The following is a 16,639-nucleotide window of genomic DNA, read 5'->3' on the forward strand; positions in this document are numbered from 1 at the left end:
CCGCACGTGGAGGCCCGCCTCAGGCGGAGAGCCTGTCCGCCGAAGGCGGGGAACAAGCGGATAGAATCAGTTTTAAAAAGCTTTGCCAAAAAAAATTGTCGCCCCACTGTTCAGGCTTTTGTGTCTGCTAATCTGCACGAGCCGGCGCGGCTAACATTTTTTGAATTTATCGCTAATAGTTTGCAAACACAGCAGATTTACACTCCGCACAAGGTCTTCGTCCTGGGCTGCGTAGGCGCTGGGGCAGAAGGCTAACGTTGTAAAGCGTATTAAAACTTTTTTACTTTTCTCAATTTTTTTTGAAAGGGTTCTTATGAATCTTAAAAAACTCTCATTAATGCTGGCAGTTGCAGTTTTTGCTGTTGCAGGAACTGTAAATGCTGACGAGGTGTTGGTTAGCTCCAATATCTCAACCTCTACTGCGTGGACGTCGGACAACGTCTACAATCTTCAGGATCAGGTTTTTGTTGAGCCGGGTGCTACCCTCACAATCGAGGCAGGCACGCTCGTACAGAGCACCTCCGGCGGCGGCGGAAGCCTTGCTGTTGCCCGCGGCGGTAAGATCTACGCCAACGGAACTAAGGACAACCCAATCATTATGACCTCCACAGATGACGATCTCAACAGCTGGCACGAAGGGTGTAATGAATGGGGCAACCTTACTCTGATGGGTAATGCTCTTATCTCTGCTTCGCACTACGGCGGAAACCCTGTAGGCAGCAACACCAAGACTCCGACCGGCGACAACGAGAAGCTGATGGAAGGCCTTACAGACAACACCTACGGGATGTACGGCGGCAACGACGACAACGACAACAGCGGTTCTCTGAGCTACGTTTCCATTCGTTACGGCGGTAAAGTGATCGGCCTTGCCAACGAGCTCAACGGTCTTTCGCTCGGCGGTATCGGACGTGAAACAGACATCAGCCACATCGAGATTATGAACAACGTTGATGACGGTATCGAGATCTGGGGCGGAACTGTATGCCTTAAGTACGTAAACATCTGGAACATCGGCGATGACAGCTTTGATATCGATCAGGGCTGGAGAGGCAAGGCTCAGTTTGGTCTTATCGTTCAGGGACATTCAATCGATGCAAGCCAAGGCTCTGGTGTTGGCGACAACTGCTTCGAGACAGATGGTGCTGAAGACTCAGATGCCCAGCCTGTAACCACTGCTTCTATCTACAACTTCACAGTAGTGGGCAACCCTGGCGACGGCGACGGCGGTACGACCTGGCGTGATAACGCCCGTATGCAGTATCGCAACTGCATCTTTATGGACCTCGGCGAGAAGCTCGTTAGGTTCGATGGCGACGACGGCGACGGAGCTAACGGCTACGGCTACAACGGCACGCTTTCATGGGAAGATACATGGACAACAAGCTACGACCACTCAACCACAACTGCTATGCCGAACGCAGGCAGCTGGTCAGCAGGCGATTTCAATGATCCTTCAGTTATGTACACCGCTCAGGTTGACGGAAACCTCTCTGAAATCAAGGATTCAGTGTTCTTCCGCAATATGCACGCAGATGCCTATACAGAAGCAGATGCCCGCGGCGTACGCGACGGATCAAACGACAACGTAACTGCTGCTTTCGAGCCTTCTAACCCAGATGCGAATATGCCGATTCAGAAGCTCGTTCGCGGCGCTAAAGTTGTTAAGGGCGGCAAAGACGTTTATCCTGTTGAGTTCATCAACCCATGTGCAGCTAATGATGCTGTTACAAGCGCAGGCACAGCTCCGGATGACGGATTCTTTACTCCTGCTCAGTACCGCGGCGGATTCCCTTCAGACTACAACTGGCTTGAAGGCTGGACAGCTGTTGATGCTTACGGTATGACAGATACTTCAATGAACGGAGACGAAATCCTCGTTGATTCTAACATCAAAACTTCTACGACCTGGACATCTGACAAAGTTTACAACCTCCAGAAGCAGGTGTTTGTTGAGCCGGGTGCTACACTCACAATCGAGCCTGGTACGCTCGTACAGAGCACATCAGGTCTGGGCGGAAGCCTTGCTGTATCACGCGGAGCTAAAATCTATGTGAACGGCACTGAAGATGCTCCAGTTATTATGACCTCTACCGATGACGATCTCAAGACCTACCGTGAAGGCTGCAACGAATGGGGTAACCTCACACTTATGGGTAACGCTCTTATCTCAGCCTCACACTACGGCGGAAACCCTGTAGGCAGCAACACCAAGACTCCTACCGGCGACAACGAGAAGCTGATGGAAGGCCTTACAGACAACACCTACGGGATGTACGGCGGCAACGACGACAACGACAACAGCGGTTCAATCAGCTACCTCTCACTTCGCTACGGCGGTAAAGTGATCGGTCTTGCCAATGAGCTCAACGGTCTTTCGCTCGGCGGTATCGGACGTGAAACAGACATCAGCCACGTTGAAGTTATCAACAACGTTGATGACGGTATCGAGATCTGGGGCGGAACTGTATGCCTTAAGTATGTAAACATCTGGAACATCGGCGATGACAGCTTTGATATCGATCAGGGCTGGAGAGGCAAGGCTCAGTTTGGCCTTATCGTTCAGGGGCACTCAATCGATGCAAGCCAAGGCTCTGGTGTTGGCGACAACTGCTTCGAGACAGATGGTGCTGAAGACTCAGATGCCCAGCCTGTAACCACTGCTTCTATCTACAACTTCACAGTAGTGGGCAACCCTGGCGACGGCGACGGCGGTACGACCTGGCGTGATAACGCCCGTATGCAGTATCGCAACTGCATCTTTATGGACCTCGGCGAGAAGCTCGTTAGGTTCGATGGCGACGACGGCGACGGAGCTAACGGCTACGGCTACAACGGCACGCTTTCATGGGAAGATACATGGACAACAAGCTACGACTACTCAACCACAACTGCTATGCCGAACGCAGGCAGCTGGTCAGCAGGCGATTTCAACGATCCTTCAGTTATGTACACCGCTCAGGTTGACGGAAACCTCGCTGAAATCTCAGATTCAGTGTTCTTCCGCAATATGCACGCAGATGCCTATACAGAAGCTGATGCCCGCGGCGTACGCGACGGATCAAACGACAACGTAACTGCTGCTTTCGTGGCTTCCAGCCCGGATCAGAATATGCCGATTCAGAAGCTCGTTCGCGGCGGTAAAGTGGTTAAGGGCGGCAAAGACGTTTATCCTGTTGAGTTCATCAACCCATGTGCAGCTAATGATGCTGTAACAAGCGTTGGTGCTGCTCCAGCAGACGGCTTCTTTGTTCCTGCTCAGTACCGCGGCGGTTTCAGCGAAGACAACAACTGGCTCGCCAACTGGTCTGCAATCGATCAGTACGGTATGACAGATACTTCAATGAATCAGCCGAGCGGCGATATCAACAACGATGGTATCGTTGACGTTGAAGACCTCTCTGCGATTGGTGCAGGATGGCTTCAGGTTAAGTAATTAATCTTTCGTTGACTGGCAAAAAATAATCAATATCTGGTGGCAGGGCTTTGATGCCCTGTCATCAGATTCTTTTACGGAAAAGGTATGACAGTAATAAAAGTGAATAAAAAACTTTCAATGCTCGCAGCGGCCTGCGTTCTGGGATTAGCTCTTATTTTAACAGGCTGCGATAAACAAACAGCGGATAATCAGGCAGATGAAAATCAAGCGGCTGAAGGAAACGCTTCTGCCGAGATTTCTGAAAAACCTGAAAAGGCTGCTCCCCTTGAAAATTCTCAAATCGAGAAGTACCAGAAGCAGCTTATGGAAACTGCCTTCCAAACGGCATCTATGATTCCTGTTAAGCCGCATATCAAAGACAGAAGCAAGTCTCAGCAGAAAGTTGTGCAGACTTATATAAAACTCGGGCAGATAAAAACAGCGGCAGAGCAGACCGAGAAGATTCTCAACTGGCGCAAGGGCGTATGTTACGGCGATCTTGCTTATTATTTTGCAGAAAATAATCAGAAGGGCAGAGCAAACGAGTTTCTCGCCTTGGCTGAAGAAGTTATAGAAGAACCGAACCTTGAAGACTGGCGCAGAGACAGGGTGAAGGTTCGAATCGCTCAGGCGGAAACGCTTCTGGGCAAGAAAGACCACGGCGAGAAGTTCGAAGAGAATCTCGTTGAGGCGGAAACTGGCAAGCTGGCTGCGACAAAGGCTGAGATTTGCTCAGATGAAGAATTTGATTCTCAGCTCGCCTCAATTGACGAGATGATAAAGACGGGCGTTTATGATGTGGTTAAAAATTCCCTTTATGCCTGCCTGAGCCTTTACGAGAGGTTTTACGATGATTCTTCACGCAGACAGATTCTGGAAGATAAGATTACCTCTTCATGGAAGACTATTCCCTACTTCATCAGGATTGATCTGCTTGTGAAGATGGCGGAAGCTAATATTGAGGGGCAAAACAGAGCCAAGGCTTCAGAGCTTTTGGATCAGGCAAGAGAGATGATTGCCGGCGGGAAGTGGCGCGTTGAGAACAGGATGCCGCTGACGGCAAAGGTGGCTTCGGCGCGATTTAGAGCCGGACAAAAGCAAAAGGCAGCAGCAGAGGCCGCTGAGGAGATTGAGCTTTTCAGAGAGAAGAAGGAGGAAATAGTGGATATATACCGAAGCGAAGCCCTAACTCCCCTTGCAGAGGCTTACGCAGATATGGAAAGAAGGGAAAGGGCCGCTGAAGTTTATGCGATGGCCGTGAAAGAGGGAGCGGTAAACCCCAACTCCAGGCCTACCGCTATAGATCTCGCCGAGGTGTGCTGCTCTATGGCAGAGTATAAAGTAAAGCCGAACGAGAAACTGCTTGCTGAAATCGAGGAAGTTAAAGGGAGCCTGAGCGTTCCATGGTAAATACTAAAAGCGCAGCTTTACTGTTCATATTCAGCGTATTCAGCGCCGCTGCCTTCGCAGAGCAGGCAGGCGGGGTGAGAGGATACGTTGATGACAAGGATTTTGATGCACCGGTAGCTGAGGCGCAGGTTTTAATCGCAGAATCAGGCGAGAAGACCAAAACCACAGAAGAAGGCAACTATGTTTTCAGTGAGCTCAAGCCCGGCACATACACCTTAATCTTCTCGAAGCAGGGATATGCCCGTCAGGTGAAGTCTGATGTGGTTGTCTCGCCCGGGAGGATGAGCGAGGTTAATGTCTCGCTTACCGGCGATTTTACAGAGATGGAAGAATTCGTCGTTCAGGATTTGAGCTTCGGGGCAGGAACAGAGCTTGCGCTGCTTGATTTGCGTATGGAGGCCCCGGCGCTTATGGATTCGGTGAGCGCTGAGCTGATGAGCCAGGCGGGTGCGAGCGATGCGGCAAGTGCGCTCAAGCTGGTATCCGGTACTACAGTGCAGGACGGGAAATATGCCGTCGTGCGGGGCCTGCCGGACAGATACGTGAACTCCCAGATGAACGGCGTGCGCCTTCCAACGGCGGATGCGGATAAACGAGCTGTGCAGCTTGATCAGTTCCCTTCGGCTGTGATCGAGAGTATTCAGGTGAGCAAAACTTTCACCCCCGACCAGCAGGGCGATGCCTCCGGCGGGGCGGTTAATGTAGTTCTAAAGGGAATACCGGAAGAGACTTCTTTCAAATTCGGTATTGGCTACGACTACAACTCAAACGCATTCAGCGAAGATGAGTTTTTAAGCTACGAGGGAGGCGGACTCGACACCTTAGGCAGCAGGAGCACCGCTGTACCCTCTATCGATTCGATGGATGATACTGTGGGCACGAAGACAGAGGATTCGCCGCAGGAATACAGCTTTTCTCTCTCAGGCGGGGGCAAGCATGCCTTTGCTGAAGATATAAAGATTGGCGGCTTCTTGAGCGCAAACTACAAACGAAGCGCCAGCTACAAAGATGATATGATTGATGACAAGTACTGGGTAGAAGAGCCCGGGGAGGGTGTAACTCCCAGATACAACGACAAACGAGGCGGAGGCGGAGGCGGCCCGGGAACTGGGCGTTTTGAAACATCGCTTTTCGATGTAACCCAGGCCTCGCATCAGGTGCAGTGGAGCACGCTTGGAACTTTAGGCCTTGAGATCGGCACGCACAAATTCAACGCACTTTATATGTACACCAAAACCGCTGAGGACGAGGCCACTGTCTCGGAAGACACAAGAGGCAAGTCCGGTCTGCATAAATTCTGGCCGGATGCTTACGGGTCTGAATTTGATAATTACGCCCCATACGATGAACACCATCCAGCAAACGATAAAGAATATCAGGACCACGCTGCTTATCAAAGACACCAGACACTCGAATATACCGAGAGAACTACAGAAACGATTCAATTCTCCGGCGACCATAAATTTGAGGATCTAAGCTGGGAGCTGGCAGACTGGTTCCGCTTTAAGCCCGTAGAGTTTGATTGGACTGTTTCAAATAATACTGCTGCTATGCATCAGCCGGATAAAAGGATGTTTTCAGCCAGATGGGTTGCTCCATACCACGTGCCGTATCAGCCTCCTACTTTTTGGCCGAGCCCCTCGCCTGAAGTGCCTGCGCACACCGAGCCGGGCAGGTATGAACAGCTCAATCCAGCGGCAAATATGAATATGGGCAACTTCCAGAGAACTTGGAAAGACATTGAGGAACAGAGCGATCAGTATTCGGCAGATTTAAAGCTTCCGTTTGAGCAGTGGACAGAAGACGAGGGATACTTAAAGTTTGGAATATTCAGCGATACTGTTGCAAGGGATTATCAGCAGAAATCTTTCACTAACGACAGCACCTTTGTTGACAGCGACCCGGGGCTTAATTGGGACGACTACTGGAGCAATTATTTTGATGAGCCGCTGAAGGTTTCCGGCGTTGATATAGATTTCGTGGCAGATCAGGAAATCTCAGCATTCTACTATATGGCAGACGTGCCTTTGAATTCGAAGTTTAAGCTTAGAGGCGGGGCGCGCTTTGAAAGCACCGAGCTTTCCAGCCACATTACAGAGGCCGGCCCTTCTGCGCAGGTTTATATTCCTCAAACGGGAGATATAAGTCAGGCTACAGATGGAGAAGAATTCTATTCACTTGCAAGAGCGGAATTCGAGCAGGACGATATGCTTCCCTCAATCGGGTTTGAGTATAAGCCGTTTGAAAAGATTAAGGTACGCGGCTCTTATTCTGAAACAGTTGCCCGTCAGACCTTCAAGGAGCTTGTTCCGATAACCAATCAGGATTATCTCGGCGGCGATATCTTCATTGGTAATAAAGACCTTCAGATGAGTGCCCTGGAGAATTATGACCTCCGCTTTGATTATACCCCTTACGAAGGCGGGCTCGTTTCTGCTACATACTTCCACAAGGACATCACCGATCCTATCGAGTATGTGCAGGGCTACGCCAACTTCACCTACACATATCCGGTGAATTACCCTGAGGGTGAGATTGATGGTTTTGAGTTTGAAGTCCGCCAGGACCTTATCGAATTCTTTGAGAATATGGAAGGTGTATCAGTCGGAGCTAATGCAACATTTATCAGCTCCGAGGTAACTCTTCCCGATGATGAGGCCGCTAAGCTGGAAACACCAAACATTCAGGCTCCAATGCAGACGCGTGATATGACAAATGCTCCGGAGTATTTGTACAATCTGTTCTTAACTTGGGATTTGAATGAATCCAAAACGCAGTTTGGATTGTTTTATACAGTAAGAGGCGATACTCTCGTTGCAGGTGCCTCCCAGTCTGTGGGTAATTACCTGCCTAACGTTTACGAAAAAGAATACGGGACGCTGAATATGAGTCTCAAGCACAAGCTCAACGATACATGGACTATGAACCTAAAGGCGAAGAATCTGTTCGATCCGGAGATTGAGAGCGTTTACAGATCGGACTATATCGACGGCGATGTTACAAAAACCTCTTACACCAAGGGGATTGATCTTTCTGTGAGCTTGAGTGCTCGTTTTTAAATAATCAGCTAACAAACTGTTAATCTATCGCTAATTAAGTGCTGTTAAACTTCTCATATTCTTATGATGAATGGTTTATACAGGCATATAAGGGCAATCTATTGAAAAAAGAAAAAATGTTTTTTACAGCAAAGGTTTATAAAAAATGAAGTCTTTGAAAATATTCTTTTCAGAGAGACGCTTAAGGAGTTTATGTTCTCTGGCTATGCTGGGGGGCATTGTACTGCTTCTTACAGCTGCTGCAGAGCCAAAGCAGGCGAGCTCGAACGATATTGAGAGCGCGAAAACCAAGATTGAGAAATGGGTGGAAACAAAGCGCCTTATCTCTGAGGAAAAACGCGACTTCAAGCTCAGCAGGGAGATGCTCAATGAGAGGATCGAACTTCTGCAAAATGAGATTGAAAGCTTGGAGAAGAAGAAAAAGGATGCTGAAGAAAGCATTGCAGAGGCTGACAAGAAGCGTCAGGAAATGATGAAGGAGAACGATAAGCTCAAAGAGGCCTCTTCTTCGCTTTCTGATATGATTGTAAAGCTTGAGGGCAGAACCAAAGAGCTGATTAAGCGTTTGCCTGCCCCGCTGAAGAGCAAGGTGAAGCCGCTAAGTCAGCGTTTGCCTGAAAACCCCGAAAAAACAGAAACAGCTATGTCGCAGCGTTTTCAGAATGTGGTGGGGATTCTTAATGAAGTAGATAAATTCAACCGCGAGATTTCAGCCCACAGCGAAGTTAGGGAGCTTGAAGACGGCTCTTCGTTTGAGGTTGTAACCCTTTATATCGGCATAAGCCATGCCTACTACGCCAGCTCCGATGGAACAGTCGCAGGTGTGGGCTATCCGGCAGAGGGCGAGTGGGACTGGCGTGAGAAGAACGAAGCTGCTCAGGATATACTTGATGCCGCAGCGATTCTCAAGAATGAGAAGGTGGCCTCGTTTGTGAAATTGCCCGTTGAAATTCAGTAGTATTGGAATAACCGGAAATGAAAATAGTAAATAAAATTATCGTTTTAGCTGTTATCGCCTGCTGCTGTGCTGTGTTTGCTCAGCAGGCTGAGAGTTCATTCTCAAAGGCCGCCAGCTCTGTTGATAAGAAGCTTGAAGAGAGCCTCAACGAGCTCAAACAGATTAGGGAAGAAGTTGCAGACAAGAAAGTTCCTCTAAGCAGGAAGGTTAGCGAGCTGGAATCGGAGCTTATGCAGGCCAGAAGGGACTACCAGCAGACAACGAGAATGCTGGACAGCCGTACGCTGGATTTGAACAATCTCCGCTCTGAGATCAAATCCCGCAAAGAGGAAGCAACATATCTTTCCAACCTTCTCAGCGAATATGCGAGAAATTTCGAATCAAGGCTTCATATAGCCGAGATGCAGAAATACAAGGAAACCCTCGAATCTGCCAAGCTTGCTCCGGAGAACAGCAACCTTTCAAAGAAAGAGGTTTACAATGCTCAGGCTTCATTGATAGAAACCTCCCTTGATAGAATCGAAGAGCTGCTGGGCGGTTCTCATTTCAACGGCAAGGCTGTCGGGGAGAGCGGGCTTGTTAAGCCCGGAACTTTCGTTATGACAGGCCCGGCGGCCATCTTCCGCTCAGGTGATGGAGAAGTTGCGGGCACTGTAAGCCAGCAGCTCGGTTCGCTTGAGCCCTCAGTTAATTCTTTCGGGAATCCCGCAGACGCTCAGGCCGCCTCGCAGGTTATAACCACAAAGCAGGGCTATCTGCCCCTCGACCCTACCCTCGGGAATGCCCATGTAATAGAACAAACCAAGCAGACAATCTGGGAGCATATACAGAAGGGCGGGCCAGTGATGGTTCCGATTCTTGGTATGGCAGGTTTGGCTCTGCTTATAGCGATATGGAAATGGATTTGCCTGAGCCTCGTACGCAAGCCGAGCAGGAAGAGGTTCAATGAGCTGCTCGATGCGGTTTACAAACAGGATCAGGAGCTTGCCAGAGTTAAGGCAGCCCAGTTTAAGGGGCCTTTCGGCAGAATGTTTAATGCAGCAGTTGAGCACCTCAAAGAGCCCGCGGAGCTCATTGAAGAGGTGATGTATGAGACGGTTCTCTCGAGCAGACTTAAGCTGCAAAGATTCCTGCCGTTTATCTCGATAAGCGCTGCATCTGCCCCGCTTCTTGGCCTTCTCGGTACGGTAACCGGAATCATCAACACATTCAAGCTGATTACAGTTTTCGGCTCGGGCGACGTTAAAACCCTTTCAGGCGGTATCTCAGAGGCTCTGATTACCACCGAATTCGGTTTGATAGTTGCGATACCCTCCCTGCTGCTTCACGCTCTGCTCTCAAGAAAGGCGAAGGGGATAATAGATGATATGGAGAAAAGCGCTGTGGCTCTGGTGAATCAGGTAAGCAGATCCAAATATGCCGGCGCTTCTGAAAAGCAAACTCTGCAAGCTGCGGGGAATGATGAATAATGCCTGAAGTTCTCAGAGAACATCTAATCGCCTTATCCGAACAGGCTGTTTCAATATGGATCAGCGGCGGCTGGAGTATGGTGGCTATTGCGTTTATTGCGATGGTTATGTTTTCGCTTTCTGTAAACGTGCAGCTTAAGCTTTCAGCCAAGGGATTCAAAAGGGTGAAAGAAAAGCTTTGGCGGCATTGGATCAACCATCCAAAGAAACGTGAAGGTCATATCGGAGAGATGCTTGATTTTGTTGATTCGGCAAACACTGTGGAAGAAATGAGGAGCTATTTCGAAGAGCTCCATTCCAGCGAAACAAAGCCTTTCGTACGTGATTTGAGGGTGATCAAGATCTGCGTCAGCGCAGCCCCGCTTCTCGGCCTTCTCGGAACTGTAACCGGTATGCTGTCCACGTTTGATGCCCTCGCCAAGGGCTCTGGCGGGGATAAAACAATGGGGATGGTGGCAGAAGGCATATCCGAGGCGCTTGTAACCACAGAAACCGGCCTGATTATTGCATTATCCGGGCTGCTGTTTTCGTATATGATAACTCGGAAATTCGAGAGCTACAAGGCCTTCCTTGCACATATGGAAACTGTCTGTACGCAGAAGCTCCATAAAAAGAACGGAAAGAGCTGATTAGATTCAGATTATATATATTAGTTTTAGAAAAGATAATATAGCGAGGATAAAATGGGACGTTTTCGTCAAGTAAGTTCAGATGAAGGCAGCGAACAGGGGATCGATATATCTCCCCTTATGGACTGCGTTTTCATCCTGCTGATTTTCTTCATCGTTACCACTACATTCGTTGAGGAAACCGGCGTGGAGGTAGATAAGCCTCAGGCGGCCTCCTCGGTGAAGCTTGAGAAAAACAGCATACTTATCGCCCTTACAGACAAAGGCGAGGTGGTTTACGGCGGACGTGAGATAGGAATCAGCGGCGTTCAGCCTCTCGTGAAGCGGATGCTGCAGAAGGAAGATATCCCAGTGATCATACAGAGCGACGCTAATTCCCAGTCCGGGCTGCTGGTGCGAATTATAGACGAGGCTAAGCTTGCAGGTGCAGAGAAGGTTAGCGTTGCAACAAGAAAAAATCAGGGGTGAGCAGGTAGTTTATGACCAAGAGGAAAAAGTTTTCACCTGTTAAGGCATTCTTCAGGTTTGGTTTTGTGCTGATATGCGCATCTGCCCTCACGCTGTTTTTTTTCCTGCTTCTGCCTATACTGCAGACAATAAGCAAGCCTCCGAAGACGGATATGGTGATTCAGGATGTGGGTGTTGCGAATGTCCCCCCGCCGCCTCCCCCGCCGGAGGAGGAGCCGCCGGAAGAGCCTGAGAAAGAAGAAAAGCCGCCCGAGCTTAACGAACAGAGCCAGCCTCTTGCACTCGACCAGCTTGAGCTTGCTTTGAATCCGGGGTTCAGCGGCGGGATAATGGCCGGCGATTTTTCCGTTAAGTTAAATACAGCTGCTGCAGGCGGGGAAGATGTGGATGCGCTTTTTTCCATATCAGATCTCGACCAGAAACCCAGGCCTATATACAGGCCGAGCCCGAGGATGAGCAAGGAGCTCAGAAAAAGAGCTCCGGGCAAGGTTTATATTATATTTATAGTTGATAAAAACGGCAGGGTTCAAAAGCCGAAGGTGCAGAGGTCAACCGATCCGATATTTGAGAAGCCTGCGCTGGAAGCGGTAAAGAAGTGGAAATTTGAGCCGGGTAAGAGAAACGGCAGCCCCGTTCGTTTCCGTATGCGTGTACCTATAACATTTCCGAAAGGATGATTGAAAAATATGAAGATAGAAATGCTGGTAAACTTGAATGATTCAGAGCCCAAAAACAGTGTTAGAAGCGTTTTTGCCGCAGTCTTGCTGCTGATTCTGCTGTGCGTTGTTTCAGCTCCGTGCAAAGGCGCTGAAAAACGCAAAATCAAACTCAAGCCTGAGAAGTCTGCCATGACAGAGCTCGACCTGAAAATCTGGAACGATCCGGAATTCAAGAAGAGGTTCGCTGAGAGCTATATGGCCGAAACCGAGGTTGAACCCAGGGTTACAAAGTCTGAACGCAAGGTGATGATGGAGATTATGGATCTGATCTCTGAAGACAAGATGAATGAAGCGGCAGAAATGCTAAAAGAACAGATCAGCGAGGCCTCAAGCGCTGTCTTTGATTTTACGCTTGCAAATATTCACTTCCAGAACGAAGAGCTCAAAAAGGCCATTAAGCCTTATAATAACGCTGTTGAGAAATTTTCGCGTTTCCGCAGGGCATGGAAGAATCTTGCTCTTATTCACTTCAGATTGAAAAACCACAAAAAGGCCGCTGAAGCCTTCACTAAATATCTTGAGCTGGGCGGGAAAGACTCCATCTCCTACGGACTGCTCGGCTTTTGCTATTCATCCATGGGTAAAAGTGTTTCGGCAGAATCGGCATACAGGATGGCAATCCTCTTAGATCCTGAAACACTCGACTGGAAAATGGGCTTGGCAAGGAGCTTTTTCAGGCAGGAACGCTTCGGCGCTGCCGCTGCTCTGTGCGGGAAACTGATAGAGAAAAATCCCGACCGCCCAGATCTCTGGCTGCTTCAGGCAAATGCCTATATCGGACAGAATAAGCCGCTTGAGGCGGCGGAGGTGTTCGAATTTGTTGACCATCTCGGCAAATCCACCGCAGATACGCTGAATATGCTCGGGGATATATACGTAAATGAAAAGCTCTACGATATGGCTGCAGACAGCTATGTTAGAGCTATGAAGAAAAATCCCGACGAAAACCTCGAAAGGGCAATATATTCAGCTAAGGTGCTTTCGGCAAGGGCTGCAATGGAAGAAACAAAGCAGCTCATAAAAGAGATTCAAAAGCTGTACGCTGATACAATGAAAGACCAAACACGCAAGGAGCTGCTGAAGATTCAGGCCAGAATCGCTGTGGCTGAAGGTGAAGGCGAAGAAGAGGTGGAAGTGCTCAAGAAGATTGTTGAGCTGGACCCGCTTGATGGGGAAGCCCTCATACTCCTCGGCCAGAACGCTGCAAGAAAAGGCAATGACGAGAAGGCAATCTTCTACTTCGAAAGAGCGTCAAAGATTGAAGGCTGCGAAGCAGACGCCAAACTCCGCCACGGCCAGCTGCTGGTGAGAAACGGGCAGTATAAAAAGGCCCTTCCTCTGCTTAGAAGGGCGCAAACTTTAGAGCCGCGGGAAAATGTGCAGAAATACCTCGAACAGGTGGAAAGAATTGCTAAGCAGAGATAAGCATAGCGAGGATGCGGGATAATTTTTATCCCGGGATTCAGCGGAGTCAATTTTATATTTCACCGCAAAGCAAACGAGGCCTGCAAATGATTTTTGTGTGGGCGAACTATTACGTGCGCGATTATCAAAACAGGGTGCAAGCGGTTTTCCTCTCCTGATGAAATATGGAACGTCCTTTTCTATGTGTGCCCATCTTGAGAGGATCAGCCCAAACCATTGTGAATTATTGGTTTATACAGTTTTAACTCAGCCTTCGCAGTAATAACCCTCAAAAAAAGCTTGCCTTTTATTCGTTTTATGTTGAAATAAGCGATTAAGCCGGTAGATTTAGTTTGCGGCTAATTAAAGCATCAAAACGACAAGAAAGATGAATTATGAAACAAATCAATCCCCGTTTTACATTGTTGGTATAAAAGGAGTTTGTAATGGAAAGTACCAAAGGCATTGCGGAAGTTGATCAATCACTGCAAGAGAAAGTTCTAAACGTTACTCAAAGGGTGTCCAAGGCTGCTGAGCAGTTTCCTGATAAAACAGCAGTGAGCGACGAAAATCATTCGATAACCTTTTCAGAGTTGATATCGGTTTCAGACGTCATTGCAAAAGAGCTGCTTTCAAGAAAAATCAAAATGGAGGAGAAAGTTGGCATAAGCTGCGGCCAAAGCGTTGAGGCTGTCGTTTCTGCGCTTGCTGTGATGAAGGTGGGCGGAGCTTACGTGCCGCTTGATGCAGACTATCCGGACGAAAGGCTGATATATATCGCCGAAAATTCGAATATGAATGTTTTATTCTGCATCAAGGGCAATCCCCCCAAATGGGCTGAAGGCCGTGAGATTATTGAGGTAGATCTTGATGAAATTCTCAAATCAGAATTTCCCAAAGAGCACATATCGGTTGATTATCCCCCAAACACCCTTGCCTATTCAATGTACACCTCCGGGTCAACGGGTACACCCAAGGGTGTGGAAATAGAGCACAGAAATCTCAATCAGGAGATAGACTGGAATATAGAGTTTCACGAGTTAACCAGCGATGATGCTGCAAGCCTTGTTTCGAGCTTCAGTTTTGATGTTTCGGTCTCGGAGGTCTGGAGCACATTATCCGTTGGAGCGAGGGTTTGCGTGGCACCTCCGTCCAAGGTTTACTCGCCTAAAAATCTGATTGAGTGGCTGTGCAGTGCGGGGATAACAGTGGCCCTTTTAGGCACCCCTCTTGCTGAAAAGGCTATTCGTTTAGAATGGCCTGAGGACTGCCCAGTTCGCACAGTCCGAACTATGGGCGACAGGCTCAGAGTAAGACCTTTGCCTAATTTGCCGTTTAAATTGTACAATGAGTATGGCCCTACAGAATGCACAGTTACTGTTACAGCGGGGCTGGTTTCGCCGGAAGACGACGGCAAATATCCCCACATCGGAAAGGAAGTGGGCGATTGCGTTATACATATCCTTGATGAAGAATTAAATCCCGTTCAGGATGGAGAGGAAGGCGAGCTCTGCATCAGCGGCGGCTGCGTTGCAAGGGGGTATGCCGGTATGCCCGAGAAAACTGCCGAAGTATTCGTGCCGGACCCAATCATAAAGGGCAATCGAATGTACCGAACCGGCGATGTTGCAAAGATGCGGCCGGATGGTAATATCGATTATGTTGGAAGGCGGGATTTGCAGGTTCAGATCCGCGGGTTCAGGGTTGAGCTCAGCGAAATCGAAAAGTATGTTCTGGACAGCAAAAACGTCAATTCCGCTGCAATAGTTGCATCAGAAGAAGATGACGGCATCAGGCTCTACTGCTTCATAGAGCCGAAATCAGAGCCGTTCAATGTGAAATCACTCACAGATTTCCTTTCCTCCAAGCTCCCCACTTACATGAGACCAAGCGGATATTACGTGTTAGAGAAGATGCCGCTGAATGTAAACGGTAAAATAGACAGGAAGAAACTGCTCGCAGACGTTGTAGATAACCGGATTGAGAGGCATTCAAGAACAGATGAGATTGTAAAGCCCAGAAACCCGATGGAAGAGGTGCTCTGGGAAACTTGGAAACAAATCCTACGCAGAGAAGACTTCGGGATTTACGACAACTTCTTCGACCTCGGCGGCCACTCTCTGATGGCTATAAAAATGGAAGCACTTTTAAGCAAACGCGGGCTTACTCTCACATTTGAAAAGGTGATAAATTATCCTGTCATATCGCAGCTTGCTGCATTTTTGGAATTCAAGGTAGCGGGTAAAGAAAGCTCAGATGAGAAGTGCATAGTAACTCTGAACAAGGGCAGAAAGGATAGAGCCCCTGTTTATTTCCTCCATTCTACCAGCGGCGACATACTGGGCTATGCCAATATTGTGCACACCCTTGGCGAAGACCAGCCTTGCTTCGGTTTTCAGTCTATCGGGCTCTGGCATATTGATCAGGCAGACAAAACAATCGAGCAAATGGCTTCCAGATACGTTAAACTGCTGAATGAAATCCAGCCGGAAGGGCCGTTTGCCCTTGTAGGATGGTGCTTTGGGGGTTGGGTTGCTTATGAAATGGCCAAAATATTCAGAAAACAGGGCAGGCAGGTGGAAATTTTGGCGCTCATAGATGCCCCTGCCAAACTTACCGGCTCTAAGAAACTGCGTCAGTATCTAACGATTATCAAAAACCTTATCGCCCTCGGCCCAGCCGAAATGACCAAAGAAATTGTAAAAAGGCTCAAGACAAAGGAATCCGACCTTGCAGCAGATGTGATTGGAGCCCATTTTGATGAGCAGGACGAAGAATTCAAAAACAGATATGTATCAAATCGAGCAGAAGTGTATGACCATAATTTAGCCGCCGCTTATGCATATAAAGCAGGCAGTTATGACGATAAAGTGGTGCTTTTCAAGGCTCAGGACAGCGAGCTTTGGAAACTAAGAGGGCAGAAACTCGGCTGGGAATTAGTTGTTGATCACTTGCAGCTCGAGATTATCCCGGGAGAGCATAAAGATTTGATGAAGGAAAACAGCGAAATCGCTCTAAGGCTGAGAAAAATGATCGAAGACATCAGCGTTTAGCTGCTGATTCTGCACGTTTCTCTTTCTTTTCAGGCAGTGAAGCGGGATTTTA

Annotated in this window: 10 protein-coding genes; all 10 read left to right on the forward strand. The window is 48.6% G+C overall.

What is annotated here, in order from left to right; translation table 11 throughout:
• Positions 1-313: 313 nt before the first annotated feature.
• The 10 genes from STSP1_RS08250 (at position 314) to STSP1_RS08295 (ending at position 16,587) form a co-directional block, all read left to right on the forward strand.
• Positions 314-3,436, forward strand: a complete 3,123-nt coding sequence (locus STSP1_RS08250) for a hypothetical protein (protein WP_085755900.1) — start codon at positions 314-316, stop codon at positions 3,434-3,436.
• Between the two features lie 87 nt (positions 3,437-3,523).
• Complete coding sequence (locus tag STSP1_RS08255; protein WP_085755901.1) at positions 3,524-4,828, forward strand: hypothetical protein; 1,305 nt, start codon at positions 3,524-3,526, stop codon at positions 4,826-4,828.
• Positions 4,822-7,887, forward strand: a complete 3,066-nt coding sequence (locus tag STSP1_RS08260) for a TonB-dependent receptor (protein WP_085755902.1) — start codon at positions 4,822-4,824, stop codon at positions 7,885-7,887. The genes STSP1_RS08255 and STSP1_RS08260 overlap by 7 nt, the downstream gene beginning before the upstream one ends.
• 145 nt (positions 7,888-8,032) lie before the next feature.
• Positions 8,033-8,845 carry a DUF3450 family protein gene (locus tag STSP1_RS08265; RefSeq protein WP_085755903.1) on the forward strand — a complete coding sequence of 271 codons (813 nt, stop codon included), beginning with the start codon at positions 8,033-8,035 and terminating at the stop codon, positions 8,843-8,845.
• Positions 8,846-8,862: 17 nt separating this feature from the next.
• Positions 8,863-10,314, forward strand: a complete 1,452-nt coding sequence (locus STSP1_RS08270; RefSeq protein ID WP_085755904.1) for a MotA/TolQ/ExbB proton channel family protein — start codon at positions 8,863-8,865, stop codon at positions 10,312-10,314.
• A complete protein-coding gene (locus STSP1_RS08275) occupies positions 10,314-10,943 on the forward strand; it encodes a MotA/TolQ/ExbB proton channel family protein (protein WP_085755905.1) in 630 nt (209 codons plus the stop codon). The genes STSP1_RS08270 and STSP1_RS08275 overlap by 1 nt, the downstream gene beginning before the upstream one ends.
• A gap of 54 nt (positions 10,944-10,997) precedes the next feature.
• Positions 10,998-11,411: an ExbD/TolR family protein gene (locus STSP1_RS08280; protein ID WP_085755906.1), complete on the forward strand. Its 414-nt coding sequence runs from the start codon at positions 10,998-11,000 to the stop codon at positions 11,409-11,411.
• 11 nt (positions 11,412-11,422) lie between these two features.
• Positions 11,423-12,088: an energy transducer TonB gene (locus STSP1_RS08285; protein WP_085755907.1), complete on the forward strand. Its 666-nt coding sequence runs from the start codon at positions 11,423-11,425 to the stop codon at positions 12,086-12,088.
• A 9-nt stretch (positions 12,089-12,097) separates the two neighbouring features.
• Entirely contained in the window at positions 12,098-13,555 is a 1,458-nt protein-coding gene (locus STSP1_RS08290; RefSeq protein ID WP_123807018.1) for a tetratricopeptide repeat protein, read from the forward strand.
• A 425-nt stretch (positions 13,556-13,980) separates the two neighbouring features.
• Positions 13,981-16,587 carry an amino acid adenylation domain-containing protein gene (locus STSP1_RS08295; protein ID WP_085755909.1) on the forward strand — a complete coding sequence of 869 codons (2,607 nt, stop codon included), beginning with the start codon at positions 13,981-13,983 and terminating at the stop codon, positions 16,585-16,587.
• Positions 16,588-16,639 lie beyond the last annotated feature (52 nt).

Source organism: Sedimentisphaera salicampi, assembly GCF_002117005.1.
GTDB lineage: Bacteria > Planctomycetota > Phycisphaerae > Sedimentisphaerales > Sedimentisphaeraceae > Sedimentisphaera > Sedimentisphaera salicampi.

Coding starts and splice junctions, on each gene's coding strand:
- STSP1_RS08270 (WP_085755904.1), top strand. CDS start 8,863: ATGAAAATAGTAAATAAAATTATCGTTTTAGCTGTTATCGCCTGCTGC.
- STSP1_RS08290 (WP_123807018.1), top strand. CDS start 12,098: ATGAAGATAGAAATGCTGGTAAACTTGAATGATTCAGAGCCCAAAAAC.
- STSP1_RS08295 (WP_085755909.1), top strand. CDS start 13,981: ATGGAAAGTACCAAAGGCATTGCGGAAGTTGATCAATCACTGCAAGAG.
- STSP1_RS08275 (WP_085755905.1), top strand. CDS start 10,314: ATGCCTGAAGTTCTCAGAGAACATCTAATCGCCTTATCCGAACAGGCT.
- STSP1_RS08260 (WP_085755902.1), top strand. CDS start 4,822: ATGGTAAATACTAAAAGCGCAGCTTTACTGTTCATATTCAGCGTATTC.
- STSP1_RS08280 (WP_085755906.1), top strand. CDS start 10,998: ATGGGACGTTTTCGTCAAGTAAGTTCAGATGAAGGCAGCGAACAGGGG.
- STSP1_RS08265 (WP_085755903.1), top strand. CDS start 8,033: ATGAAGTCTTTGAAAATATTCTTTTCAGAGAGACGCTTAAGGAGTTTA.
- STSP1_RS08250 (WP_085755900.1), top strand. CDS start 314: ATGAATCTTAAAAAACTCTCATTAATGCTGGCAGTTGCAGTTTTTGCT.
- STSP1_RS08255 (WP_085755901.1), top strand. CDS start 3,524: ATGACAGTAATAAAAGTGAATAAAAAACTTTCAATGCTCGCAGCGGCC.
- STSP1_RS08285 (WP_085755907.1), top strand. CDS start 11,423: ATGACCAAGAGGAAAAAGTTTTCACCTGTTAAGGCATTCTTCAGGTTT.